The 12,354-nt window shown below is 61.9% G+C and carries 11 protein-coding genes; 7 read left to right on the top strand and 4 right to left on the bottom strand.

What is annotated here, in order from left to right; genetic code table 11:
• Positions 1–5 precede the first annotated feature (5 nt).
• From LDN90_RS04525 to LDN90_RS04515, 3 genes are all read left to right on the top strand, one after another.
• Positions 6–1,664 (top strand): DNA repair helicase XPB, encoded by a 1,659-nt coding sequence (locus LDN90_RS04525; RefSeq protein WP_216926037.1) that lies wholly within the window; start codon positions 6–8, stop codon positions 1,662–1,664.
• A 187-nt stretch (positions 1,665–1,851) separates the two neighbouring features.
• Positions 1,852–2,325, top strand: coding sequence for a hypothetical protein (locus LDN90_RS04520; protein ID WP_216926036.1), 474 nt, complete (start codon positions 1,852–1,854; stop codon positions 2,323–2,325).
• Positions 2,326–2,337: 12 nt separating this feature from the next.
• Positions 2,338–4,494, top strand: coding sequence for a multicopper oxidase family protein (locus tag LDN90_RS04515; RefSeq protein ID WP_223948082.1), 2,157 nt, complete (start codon positions 2,338–2,340; stop codon positions 4,492–4,494).
• Positions 4,495–4,545: 51 nt separating this feature from the next.
• Here the strand turns inward: LDN90_RS04515 and LDN90_RS04510 are convergent, their stop codons facing one another.
• Positions 4,546–4,770: a hypothetical protein gene (locus tag LDN90_RS04510; RefSeq protein WP_216926034.1), complete on the bottom strand. Its 225-nt coding sequence runs from the start codon at positions 4,768–4,770 to the stop codon at positions 4,546–4,548.
• A gap of 201 nt (positions 4,771–4,971) precedes the next feature.
• Positions 4,972–5,877, bottom strand: coding sequence for a LysR family transcriptional regulator ArgP (locus LDN90_RS04505; RefSeq protein WP_223948080.1), 906 nt, complete (start codon positions 5,875–5,877; stop codon positions 4,972–4,974).
• Positions 5,878–5,945: 68 nt separating this feature from the next.
• Here LDN90_RS04505 and LDN90_RS04500 point away from each other — a divergent pair, with 68 nt between their 5' ends.
• From LDN90_RS04500 to LDN90_RS04485, 4 genes are all read left to right on the top strand, one after another.
• Positions 5,946–6,581, top strand: a complete 636-nt coding sequence (locus LDN90_RS04500; RefSeq protein ID WP_223948079.1) for a LysE family transporter — start codon at positions 5,946–5,948, stop codon at positions 6,579–6,581.
• A 67-nt stretch (positions 6,582–6,648) separates the two neighbouring features.
• Positions 6,649–7,359: a response regulator transcription factor gene (locus tag LDN90_RS04495; RefSeq protein WP_026543233.1), complete on the top strand. Its 711-nt coding sequence runs from the start codon at positions 6,649–6,651 to the stop codon at positions 7,357–7,359.
• A gap of 2 nt (positions 7,360–7,361) precedes the next feature.
• Positions 7,362–8,807: a HAMP domain-containing sensor histidine kinase gene (locus LDN90_RS04490; protein ID WP_223948076.1), complete on the top strand. Its 1,446-nt coding sequence runs from the start codon at positions 7,362–7,364 to the stop codon at positions 8,805–8,807.
• 185 nt (positions 8,808–8,992) lie between these two features.
• Positions 8,993–9,283 (top strand): WXG100 family type VII secretion target, encoded by a 291-nt coding sequence (locus LDN90_RS04485; protein WP_223948074.1) that lies wholly within the window; start codon positions 8,993–8,995, stop codon positions 9,281–9,283.
• A gap of 145 nt (positions 9,284–9,428) precedes the next feature.
• Here the strand turns inward: LDN90_RS04485 and LDN90_RS04480 are convergent, their stop codons facing one another.
• Entirely contained in the window at positions 9,429–10,466 is a 1,038-nt protein-coding gene (locus tag LDN90_RS04480; RefSeq protein ID WP_223948072.1) for a ribonuclease HI family protein, read from the bottom strand.
• A gap of 209 nt (positions 10,467–10,675) precedes the next feature.
• On the bottom strand, positions 10,676–12,301 hold the full coding sequence (gene groL, locus LDN90_RS04475) for a chaperonin GroEL (protein WP_216926028.1): 1,626 nt from the start codon (positions 12,299–12,301) through the stop codon (positions 10,676–10,678).
• Positions 12,302–12,354: the final 53 nt, after the last annotated feature.

Here is a 12,354-nt window from a genome sequence, read left to right as displayed (position 1 = left end):
CAAGAGTGACCGACGGTCCACTGATCGTACAAAGCGATAAAACCATTCTGTTGGAAGTCGACCACGAGCTCGCTACAGAAGCCAGGCACGCCATTGCGGCATTTGCTGAACTGGAGCGCGCTCCCGAGCACATGCACAGCTACCGGCTGACGCCCCTCGGGCTCTGGAACGCCCGCGCCGCCGGACTCGACGCCGAGCAGGTGTTGGATACGCTGCTGAAGTACTCCCGCTTCCCGGTCCCGCATGCATTGTTGATCGATATCGAAGAGACCATGTCCCGCTATGGCAGGCTTCGCCTCGAAAAGGATCCACAGCACGGTTTGGTGATGCGTACTGACGACTACCCCGTACTGGAGGAAGTCATCCGCGCCAAGAAGATCGCCCCACTCCTTGGGCCCAGGATCGATGGCGAGACTGTGGTGGTTCATTCCTCGCAGCGAGGCCAGCTCAAGCAGCTGCTCCTCAAGTTGGGATGGCCGGCCGAAGACCTCGCCGGGTATGTCAACGGGCAGCCGCACCTGATCATGCTCGATGAAACAGGATGGCAGTTGCGCCCTTACCAAAAATTGGCAACCGAGAACTTCTGGGCCGGCGGCAGCGGCGTCGTCGTTCTTCCTTGTGGTGCGGGAAAGACCCTGGTGGGCGCGGCCGCCATGGCGACGTCCTCCACTACAACGCTGATCCTGGTCACCAACACGGTTTCGGCACGTCAGTGGAAGGACGAACTGCTCAAGCGGACGTCCTTGACCGAAGATGAGATCGGCGAATATTCCGGTGCGGTCAAGGAAGTCAGGCCCGTCACCATCGCCACCTACCAGGTACTCACAACCAAGCGCGGTGGACTTTACCCGCACCTTGAACTCGTGGACGGTCATGACTGGGGCTTGATCATCTACGACGAGGTGCACTTGTTGCCCGCCCCGATCTTCCGGATGACGGCGGACCTGCAGGCCCGGCGACGGCTCGGGCTTACGGCCACATTGGTTCGCGAGGATGGCAGGGAGGGCGAGGTCTTCAGCCTGATCGGGCCCAAACGCTACGACGCTCCATGGAAGGACATCGAAGCACAGGGCTACATCGCACCGGCCGATTGCGTTGAAGTCCGTGTCGATTTACCACGCGACGAGCGCGTGGCCTACGCCATGGCCGACGACGCCGACAAATACCGGCTGTGCGCAACCTCCGAGACAAAGACCCAATTGGTTGAGCAGCTCGTGGCGGCGCACAAGGGTGAGCAATTGCTGGTCATCGGCCAGTACATAGACCAACTGGACGAGATCGCAGAGCGGCTGGATGCTCCCTTGATCAAGGGGGAAACCAGCGTCAAAGCCCGGCAGAAACTTTTTGATGCCTTTCGCAAAGGCGAAATCCAGACGCTCGTGGTGTCCAAGGTTGCCAACTTCTCCATCGACCTCCCGGAAGCTTCAGTAGCCATCCAGGTTTCGGGTTCCTTCGGGTCCCGCCAGGAGGAGGCCCAACGACTGGGACGCCTGCTGAGGCCCAAGCAAGACGGCCGTTCCGCGCGGTTCTACTCCCTCGTTGCCCGCGACACCCTGGATCAGGACTTTGCGGCCAAGCGCCAGCGTTTCCTGGCTGAACAGGGATATGCGTACCGGATCATGGACGCCAAGGATGTGGGCAAGGACGCTGCCACAGACGAATAGCCGTTAGGCCATTGCTATTTATCTCCAGCAATTTTAGGATTCCAAGTGAAGCTCTCCGCCCTGAAGGGCTGCCCTTGGTCCAGGCAGCCTGGCGGCCAGTCGTCGGCAGTGGGGGTAGCCCGCAGCCAGGGTGCCGACGATTCGTAGGCCTTGAAGAATCTGTGTCTTTTTTACCAGAGGATTCCCTATGCGTAAGACCCTCCTGGTCCTGTCGGCAATCATCCTGCTATCAGGGCTTGCCCAGCTCTTTTTTGCCGGCTACTTCCATTTCCAAAACAGCATTGAAGCCCAGCACGAAGCGGGCGTCTATCACGTAATGAACGGCCAATACGTGCTGCGCTATTCGGCACTGTTGGCTGTGATTGTCGCGGCTATTGCCAAAGCCGGATCCCGGACTATTTGGCTTGCCGCCGGCATTTTCCTCATGACGTGGGTGCAGCTGTTCATCTTCATCATCGGCGGGATGCTCACTGGATCGTCCGAAGATTTCATCACGCCCTCCGGGTCGTGGGTGGCTGCCATCCACCCCGTCACAGGACTGCTGATCATCTTCATGTCCTACTGGTTGTTCAGGCGTGCCCGTGCGCTTGCACTCAACCCCCAGCCCCTTCCACCCAAGGCAGCAGCATCGGATGCTTCCGCCTCGTCCGCTACGGCGTGATCAGCGGCAGCTGTGAATATTTCACAGCTATTGGCCGTCGACTTGGTGCTGGCCGTCCTTGCCGCCGGCGCCTGGATAGCCGCCGCCTGGATGGCCATTTCTTCTACAGCTGACAAGAGGCCAGCCAAGCCACGCGTTGTCGACTTGGCACTTCTTCTGTTGGGCCTGGGCGTCGTTGCCACGGCGGCGCGCTACGCCTTGCTCCCCGCTTTGGCGGCGGGCAGTTGGTGGTTTGCCAGCGAACGCACAACCATCAGCCTGCCTCTGACCGCCATCCCCGCGGCTTGGGCCGCGATGGCCGGTGTTCCGTACTTGCTGAGGAGACGGAACACCGGCCCACCACGTTCAAGGGAGCTGCCCGGACGCGTTGGCCGAACCCAGGAATGGGCTGTTCTCGCCATAGTGTCGGCCGCGGCTTCGGCTATTGCCTCACTCGCACTGACCTTCGTCCTCGGCCCGTTCCCCGCCCCGTGGACGCTGGCGGTTCTCTTGTTCCTGGTTGCAGGGACTGTGATGATAGCCAGGCTCGCGCTGTTCCCTCCGTTCCAGCGTCCGCCCGCTCCTCCCGCTCGTGCCGGCGGGAGCGTCTCACCCGGCCGGGGTCGCCTGGTTCGCAGGCGCACGGTTGGCAGGCGCACGACGGCGGCGGCTGCAGTCGCCGGACTCATGGCCTGCACCGCTTTAGGTTCGGGAGTCTTTGCCTGGCTGGGTAGCCGGTCCGCCGATGGCGCGGTGATTACGGCCGCCGTCGGTCATCACCGAGGTGTCCCCACTGCACCCGTGGTGGCCCCAATTCCGGTAACCAGCCTGGTGGGCGACCTCCCTGACAAAGCCGTGGTCCGGCACTATGAACTCACTGCCCGCACGGAACACATAACCTTGCCCTCCGGGGAATCCACTGATGCATGGACCTTCGGAAGCCTCCCCGGGCCCGGCATTGAAGCGCAACTGGGCGAGGTTATGGAAGTTGTGCTTAGGAACCAGGACGTGAGCGCTGGCGTGACCTTGCACTGGCACGGTTACGACGTCCCCAATGCCATGGACGGCGTGGCCGGGGCAACCCAGGACGCCGTCATGCCCGGGCAGTCCATGACCTACCGGTTCCTTGCTGCCCAAGCTGGCACATATTGGTACCACACGCACCAAGACTCGGCCGAAGGTGTCCGCAAGGGCCTCTACGGCACATTCGTCGTGCACAACCCCACACTGCCGCGCGCGGACACTGACATTGTGGTAGCGGGACACGACCTCGGCGGTCTGGGGTTGCTGGGCTCCTCAGACCGTAGCAGTATTCATGAGGCCGCTCCGGGCTCGAGCGTTCGCGTTCGTCTCATCAACACTGATTCCCTGCCACAGCGTTACCTTGTGGACGGAACGGCGTTCAAGGTTGCGGCAGTGGACGGAACGGAGGTGAACCAGCCTCAGGAGGTCACGGGGAAGCTATTAAGGCTTGGAGCCGGAGGAAGGATGGACGTCACGTTCACAATGCCCGAATCCGAGGTGACGCTCCGCTCTGACTCGGCGGCCAGCGCCGTCGTCGTGGTTGCCCCGTCCGGCTCGGGCCCGGCCAACTCGGCTGGGGAAGGCGCCCATACCGCAGGGAAGGCAGACGACGTTTCGGAGAACGCGGCCGACGTCCCGGAGAAGGCACAGCCGGGCGTCTTTGCGAGGACCCCCGTCCTGGACCTGTTGCACTATGGCGAACCTGTGGCTGGCACACCGGCACCCGCAGAAAATGTCCGGGAGGAAGTACTGGTTTTGGATCGCCAGTTCCGCTTTGTTGACGGAGTTCCGCGCTACGCGTTTACGGTGAACGGCGCAGCCTATCCCTTGGTGCCATCCATTGAGGTGGCCGAAGGGGACACCATAAAAATGACGATCGTGAACCGCACCGCGGAGCCACACCCCATGCATCCGCACGGACACCACGTTCAAGTACTCAGCAGGAACGGCGTTGCCCCAAGTGGGTCGCCGCTGATCCTCGACACCGTGGACGTGCTACCGGGCGACGTATGGGAGCTACTGCTGCACGCGGACAATCCGGGCATCTGGATGGATCACTGCCACAACCTGGACCATGCTGCAGAAGGAATGATGATGATGCTGAAGTACGAAGGCGTGTCGTCTGACTTCGTACACGGCGGCCATGCCCACAACCGGCCTGAATAGGACAGCTGGCGGAATAGTACAGCTGGCGGGGCGGACGTCCGGCGTACGGCCTCAGGCAACCATGCGGCTGGCGTGCGGGATTGCAACGTGATCCACGACTGCCCAGCAATCGGCGTCATGGAGCTGCGCGCTGGCGAAGCGCTCGGCTGATGCCAGGTCCGGAAATTCCTCGCGCCTGATGTGGCCCGAGTCTGTATCCAGGTACGTCACGTGGAACTCGACGTCCGGGGCTTTTTCATTGTGATGAATGCTGATGGGGGCTGCTTCTTTTGCCATGTTTCCAGTGTGGAATGGGGCACCGACATTTTTAGGAGCATCCGTGGGCGTGTTCGGATCTTAACCCTTGTCTTAACTCTTAGGGCCGTTGCTTCCTGACTGTCTTTGATGTCCGGGACACTCGAAGGCAACTGAAATGGGTTGCCCGGAGAAAGCGCTGGCAGCAAAGCAGGTCACGACCCATCACCTGGAACGTCTGGACTAGGGCGTCCGAAGGTACTCGGCGGAGACTTCGCGCACTACCGAGCTAAGGACGTCGAGCACTCTCGATGCCGTCTTCCAGCGCTGCCAGTAGAGCGGAACATCAAAGGGGCGCTCGGGGGCGAGTTCAATCAAGCGCCCTTCAGCAATGTCCGGCCCACATTGAACTTCCGGAATCAATCCCCATCCCAAGCCCAAGCGAATGGCGTCGCCAAAGTCCTGCGAAGCCGGCACGTAGTGTCGCGGCCCCTTCTGTTGTGCTTTTGAAGCATTCGGCCACGATTCCACGAAGGCCCACTGATAGGTGTCCTTACGGTCGAAATCCACGGTTGGTGCCGTATTGAGCTTGCCTCCGTCCACCCCATCTGCAAACCAACGATCAACAAAGACTGGCGCTGCCACTGCCCGGTAACGCATGACCCCGAGGCTCTCCACACGGCAACCCTGCACCGGGTCCGGGGTGGCCGTGACTGCGGCCATGACGGTCCCCGAACGCAGCATCGAGGTGGAGTGTTGTTCGTCGTCGCGGTGCAGGTCAAAGGTGATGTTGAGGTCGCTGGGTACACGGGCAAGTGCTTGCAGGAACCAGACCGCAAGCGAGTCCGCATTCACCACGATTGGCACAGCCAGCTGCGGACCATCCGTGCCCAAGCCCAACTCAACGCTCGCGTCTGCTTCCAACTGGGCCACTTGGCGGGCAAGGCGAAGCACCACTTCGCCTGCTTCTGTGGCCTGCGCCGGATTGCTCCGCTGGAGCAGGACCCTTCCGGACGATTGCTCAAGCGCCTTCAAGCGTTGGGACACCGCCGACGGCGTGATGCGGAGCCTGCGCGCAGCTGCATCCAACGTGCCTTCCGAAAGGACGGTGGCGAACGTCAGCAACTGCTCTGAGGGAAACTGCGACATAAGAAAATCTTACGGCACATGCAAAACATTAGCTGGTCTAAGTCTCCTGCCGCCCATAGTTTCTAAGGGTGACTTTCTCTGACTTCTTCAACTCGGCAGGTCTCGGCCTTGTGACGGGTCTTGGCCTAATCGTTGCTATCGGCGCCCAAAACGCCTTCGTGCTTCGGCAAGGAATCCTCGGCAAACACATAGGTGCGGTGGTCGCGGTTTGCGCACTCTCAGACGCCATTCTTATCGCTGCCGGGGTGCTTGGCACTGGTGCACTGATCGCGGTCGCTCCTGCCGCCGTCGTGATTCTGCGCTTTGTGGGAGCTGCGTTCCTGGTGGCTTACGCGGTGCTTGCTGCCCGTCGCGCTCTTCGCCCGCAGTCGCTCGATTCTTCCGATACGCCGTCCACCGATGCCGACACCAAACGTGGCCTCGCCGCGGTCCTCACCACCGTCCTGGCGCTGACGTGGCTAAACCCGCATGTCTACCTGGACATCGCGCTTATCGGTTCGCTGGCCAGCGCCCAGGGCAGTCCTTTGCAATGGTGGTTCGGCGCCGGGGCGATGCTGGGAAGCGTCCTCTGGTTCTCCTCCCTGGGCTTTGGTGCCAGATTCCTTCGCGGCTTCTTCGCGCGGCCCACGTCTTGGCGAATCCTGGACGGCGGGATCGCTGTCACCATGGGAGCCCTCGGCGCAGGACTCGCACTGGGAGCCTAGCGGCGCGCCAGCCTTCTCACATCAAGCATCCAGATAACTCACAGAAACTGGGAGCATCATGGGTGTCATGAAAAAGAACGGCCCCGAAGCCAAGCTCCTTGTCGTCGACGACGAACCCAACATCCGCGAGCTTCTCTCCACGTCCCTGCGGTTTGCAGGTTTCGAGGTCGTTGCCGCATCCAATGGGCGCGAAGCCCTGGCCGCCGCCGACCTTCATGCCCCCGACCTCGCAGTCCTGGACGTCATGCTGCCCGACATGGACGGCTTCACGGTGACGCGTCGGCTCCGTGCCGCGGGCAAACACTTCCCTGTTCTGTTCCTGACGGCAAAGGACGACACCGAGGACAAGGTAACGGGCCTGACTGTGGGCGGGGACGACTACGTCACCAAGCCATTCAGCCTTGACGAAGTAGTGGCCCGCATCCGCGCCGTACTGCGCCGGACACAGCCCCTTGAGGACGACGACGCCGTGATCCGGGTGGACGACCTCGAACTCGACGACGACGCCCACGAGGTCCGCCGCGGTGGCACGGTCATTGAGCTGTCCCCCACCGAGTTCAAGCTCCTGCGCTACCTCATGCTGAACCCCAACCGCGTTCTCTCCAAGGCACAGATTCTCGACCACGTGTGGGAATACGACTTCAACGGCGACGCCTCGATCGTTGAGTCGTACATCTCCTACCTGCGCCGCAAGGTGGACATCGACCCCGATGCCGCAGCCCTCATCCAAACCAAGCGCGGAGTGGGCTACGTGCTGCGAACGGCAGAGAAGCGCTGACGTTGCTGCAACGCTGGAAATCGGCGTCCCTGAGGTCGCAGCTCGTCGCCATCATCATGGGGCTGCTCCTCCTCGCGCTGGCCGCGACGGGTGCTGGCACGCTGACGCTCGTCAAGAGCTACCTGCAAGGCCAGGTGGACGACAAACTCAAGGCCGCCGTCGCGCTGGCCCAGGACCAGCAGTCATTCGACAAGCTGTCCGAGCCGAACCCTGCCGTACCCACGGACTACTCGCTGACCCTGTACGTTCCAGGGCTTTCGCCGTACGCCTTTGGCGGCATGCAAGACGACCGTCCGGCGATCGCGAACATTACTCCTGCCGAGGCCAAAGCGCGTGGCAATGCACCGTTCCAGGTGCGCGGCACCGCCGGTAGCAACTGGCGTGTCGTCGCCGTGGGCGTCGTGGCCAACGGGCAGAACGGCGTAGTGATTATCGGCCTGCCGCTGACGCCCGTGGACAAAGTCATGGAACACGCCGTGCTGGTGGTGGTGGGCGTTGGCCTGCTGACCCTGGTTCTGGCGTTCTTCATCGCTACTTGGACTGTGGCACGATCCTTCAGGCCCCTGGCAAGGGTGGAGAAGACAGCCGCAGCGATCGCCGCAGGCGACCTCTCCCGACGCGTGGAAATCGACAACCCCCATACAGAGGTGGGCCGGCTTGGCGCTTCATTGAACGCAATGTTGGCCCATATTGAGGCCTCCTTTGCGGCACGCGCCGCTTCGGAAGCCCGGATGCGCCGCTTCGCCGCGGACGCTTCCCATGAGCTCCGGACCCCCTTGGTCACCATCCGGGGTTTCTCTGAGCTTTACCGCCACGGCGCGCTGGCGACTCCCGAAGACGTCGCCACCGCCATGGGCAGAATCGAAAGCGAAGCCAAGCGGATGGGGTCCATGGTGGAAGACCTGCTCCTCTTGGCCCGGCTGGACGAGCAGCGGCCGTTGCAGCTCAAGCCGGTGGACCTTCAGTTGTTGGCGCACGACGCCGTAGTGGATACCAAAGCCTCATCGGGCAACCGGAACATTACGCTCATCGGGCTCGACGGATCGTCCCCCACCCCAGCCCCGGTCCAGGGGGATGAGGCCAAACTTCGGCAGGTAATCGGCAACTTGGTGGGCAACGCCCTCCGCTACACGCCAGAGGGCACCCCGATAGAACTCGCAGTTGGTGTTCGGACCAGTCCTGAAGGCGCGTTTTCGGTCATCGAGATACGGGATCACGGGGCCGGCATTCCGGAGGCTGAGACCAACAAGATCTTTGAACGCTTCTACCGTGCCGATACGTCCCGGACCCGTGAAACCGGCGGCAGTGGCCTCGGACTGGCCATTGTGGCTGCCATCGTTGGCTCGCATGGGGGCAGCGTCCGGGTGAAAGAGACCGACGGCGGCGGCGCAACTTTGGTGGTCAGCCTCCCGTTCCGCGAGGAGCCCGCGGAGCTGATATCCCAATAACGCCGATATGCCAGTCATGCTGGCGTCCCCAGCGGCGGCGTTACCTCTAGCGGCCCTTCAACAGAGCCGTTATCCACATAGCGACGAATGGTTGTTCCCCGGCCCCAGGCGGCTGCCTAGGCTCAATGTTGTGGCCACGCACACCGCCGCGACCAGCGGAACATCATCGTCGAAAGGCATTACCCATGAGCGTCATTTCCGTCGACACTGAGCTCCTTCAGCTCAAGTCGTCCAACGTCAAAGCAACCGTTGACCGCATCAGCACGGACGTGCAAGCCATGAAGCAAGGACTGGACGAGCTTCAAGCCACGTGGAAAGGTTCCGCTGCCACCAACTTCCAATCGCTTGTCTTTGAATGGTCCCTGACGCAAAACAAAGTCGAGGGCTCACTGGCGTCCATCAACATGGCTTTAGCGTCGGCGGCCGCAAGCTACCTCGAAGTGGAGCAGGGCAACACCCAGCGGTTCGCCTACTAAGGGGCTCCACGGTCAAACTACACACGAGGTCCAGCTACCTATAAGCTCCTGCGGGGCCGGCTGTCTTCCCCCTGTGCAGCCGCCCCGCAGGTCATCAAAGCCCGTTGCTTGCTTCCTGTGCTTGCCTCCTGTGCCTCCAGTTGGGTCAGCTTTCGGGGGTTCCCTGATGGAATCGGAGCCGCCACTGGCCTCGGTCCAGCAGCCAAACGGAACTGCGGAGGGCCGAACCTGAATGCGCGAAACTGCGGTAGTTCAGCAGGATAGTGTTCTCACTCAGGCGATCGGCGCTAAGAACTTCCAACTCAATGGGTTCGCCTGGGTCCTCCTCAAGGGCGACCATCATGGCGTCCCGGGTCCAGAAGCGACCGGAGCTTCCAATCTCGGCAAAGTCGGGATGAAGCAATACTCCAATCCTGCCGATGTCAGTGCGCACGTCGGGGCGCAGGAGCTCGCGCTCCAAGGCAACCACGATTTCCTCTGCGGGCACCTCCCGGGCGGACGCATCCTCGTCCAGTTCACTGAAGAGATCCGGCTGGCCGAAGATACCCGACTCCCCAAACAGCGTGGGTTCGGAGTGGGACTGGAAGCTGAGCCCAGCTCTGGTCTGGGGACCTGTAGCGGTTGTGGGAACGGGAGCGGTTGTGCGAACTGGGCTGGTGCTCGTAACGCTGCCGGCGGCCGCTGCGGCAGGAACAGGCTCGGCCAAGACTTGGCCTGAACCCGTATACCCTGGTCCGATTGGAGCTGCCGTGCCCTGCTGGAAGGCGGTGGCTACGGCGCGTGCGCGCTCGTCTGCTGCCTCGTTGAGGTCATGTCCGGCGTGGCCCTTGACCCATTCAAATGTGTATTTGCGCCCGACGATTGCTTGGTCGATGTCCTTGAGGAGGTCAACGTTCAGGACGGGCTTTCCGTCAGCCTTGCGCCAACCCTTCCGCTTCCATCCGGGCATCCACTTGGTGATGCAGTTGATGACGTACTGGCTGTCGCAAAGGATCAGCAGTTCTTCTTGCGGTAGGTGGGCGGTGGAGCGGAACAAGTCCAGGACAGCCATGAGCTCGCCCATGTTGTTGGTGCCGTGGGGCCAACCTCCTGCGCGCCAACAGGAGTCGTCAACATACCAGGCCCAACCGGCCGGCCCAGGATTGCCGAGGGCAGAGCCATCGGCGGCAGCAATAATCGTCATGCCTTCAATCCTGCCAGACCACACAGACACTGAAAGCGTGCTAGTGCCAACTGGGGACAGCACCTCCCGCTACGGGCCCTCATAAGAGCCCGATCTGTCCCCTATTTGGTTTTACACCTACTTGGTTCTTAACGCCGACTGCGGTCCCCACCAAAATGGTGAGGACCGCAGTCGTTTGCTCTAATGCGTGACGCTACAGCTTAGGAGGCTTAGAAGCCGCCCATGCCGCCCATATCGTCGCCACCGGCAACCGGAGCGTTCTTCTCAGGCTTGTCGGCAACTACAGCCTCGGTGGTCAGGAAGAGACCAGCGATGGAAGCAGCGTTCTGGAGAGCCGAGCGGGTGACCTTTACGGGGTCGTTGACGCCAGCAGCCAGCAGGTCTTCGTAGACACCCGTGGCAGCGTTCAGGCCGTGGCCGGAAGGCAGGCCGCGAACCTTGTCGGCAACAACGCCCGGCTCGAGGCCAGCGTTGAAGGCGATCTGCTTCAGCGGAGCATCGATGGCAACCTTGACGATGTTGGCACCGGTTGCTTCGTCACCCTGGAGGGTGAGGTTGGCGAATGCCTTGGCGCCAGCCTGGATGAGGGCAACGCCACCACCGGCGACGATGCCTTCTTCAACAGCAGCCTTGGCGTTGCGGACTGCGTCCTCAATGCGGTGCTTGCGTTCCTTGAGCTCAACCTCGGTTGCGGCACCGGCCTTGATGACTGCAACGCCGCCGGCCAGCTTGGCCAGGCGTTCCTGCAGCTTCTCGCGGTCGTAGTCGGAATCGGAGTTCTCGATCTCGGCGCGGATCTGGGCAACACGGCCTGCGATCTGCTCGGCGTCGCCGGCACCTTCAACGATGGTGGTCTCGTCCTTGGTAACAACAACCTTGCGGGCGGTACCGAGGAGTTCCAGGCCAGCGTTCTCCAGCTTGAGGCCAACTTCTTCCGAGATGACCTGGCCACCGGTGAGGATGGCGATGTCGGCGAGCTGTGCCTTGCGGCGGTCACCGAAGCCGGGAGCCTTGACGGCTACAGACTTGAAGGTGCCACGGATCTTGTTGACGATCAGGGTGGCCAGGGCCTCGCCCTCGATGTCTTCAGCGATGATCAGCAGCGGCTTGTTGGACTGCATGACCTTCTCCAGAACCGTGACGAGTTCCTTCACGTTGGAGATCTTGGAGTTCACGATCAGGATGTACGGGTCCTCGAGGACCGTTTCCTGGCGCTCAGCGTCAGTGACGAAGTAAGCGGAGATGTAACCCTTGTCGAAGCGCATGCCTTCGGTGAGTTCGAGCTCCAGGCCGAAGGTGTTGGACTCTTCGACCGTGATGACGCCTTCCTTGCCCACCTTGTCCAGGGCCTCGGCAATGAGGCTGCCGATTTCCGGGTCGCCGGCGGAGATGGAAGCCGTAGCTGCGATCTCTTCCTTGGTCTCGATCTCCTTGGCGGAGGCGAGCAGCTCGGAGATGACGGCCTCAACGGCCTTCTCGATGCCGCGCTTCAGGGACAGGGGGTCGGCGCCGGCGGCAACGTTGCGCAGGCCTTCCTTGACCAGTGCCTGGGCGAGAACCGTAGCGGTGGTGGTACCGTCGCCAGCGACATCATCCGTCTTCTTGGCAACTTCCTTGACCAGCTCAGCACCGATCTTCTCGTAAGGATCGTCCAGCTCGATCTCCTTGGCGATGGAAACACCATCGTTGGTGATCGTGGGGGCGCCCCACTTCTTTTCGAGGACGACGTTGCGTCCACGCGGGCCGAGGGTGACCTTGACGGCGTCGGCGAGGATGTTCAGGCCCCGCTCGAGGCCGCGGCGTGCCTCTTCATCAAATGCAATGATCTTGGCCATAACGGCGGTAGTCCTTTCGGGACAGTCGTTAAGAAGGAACCTGTCAGATGGAG

Origin of the sequence: Arthrobacter sp. NtRootA1 (assembly GCF_019976975.1) — a bacterium.
GTDB lineage: Bacteria > Actinomycetota > Actinomycetes > Actinomycetales > Micrococcaceae > Arthrobacter > Arthrobacter aromaticivorans.
This window is presented reverse-complemented; position numbering and strand designations above follow the sequence as displayed.